Annotated in this window: 1 protein-coding gene; it reads right to left on the bottom strand. The window is 31.7% G+C overall.

Features of this window, described 5'->3' with window-relative positions; translation table 11 throughout:
- Positions 1 to 11: 11 nt before the first annotated feature.
- Positions 12 to 230: hypothetical protein (locus tag MTCD1_RS20515; RefSeq protein ID WP_235013429.1), on the bottom strand; the 219-nt coding region annotated here is incomplete at its 5' end.

The following is a 230-nucleotide window of genomic DNA, read 5'->3' on the forward strand; positions in this document are numbered from 1 at the left end:
ATTGATTTCAATCATCCGCTTGCGGGACAAACAGTGACGTTTGTTCTTTTTTTTCTCTTTTTTCTTTCTTTTTTCTCTTTTTTTTTTTCTTTTTTTTTTTCTCTTTTTCTCTTTTTTTTCTTCTTCTTCTTTTTTTCTTTTCTTTTCTCCTTTTCTCTTTTTACACTTTTTCCCCGTTTATAACACCACGGTGTTGACGTTCCTGTGTCCTGTCTCTTATTCACTTCTGC

Origin of the sequence: Colwellia marinimaniae (assembly GCF_002207865.1) — a bacterium.
GTDB classification, from domain to species: domain Bacteria; phylum Pseudomonadota; class Gammaproteobacteria; order Enterobacterales; family Alteromonadaceae; genus Colwellia; species Colwellia marinimaniae.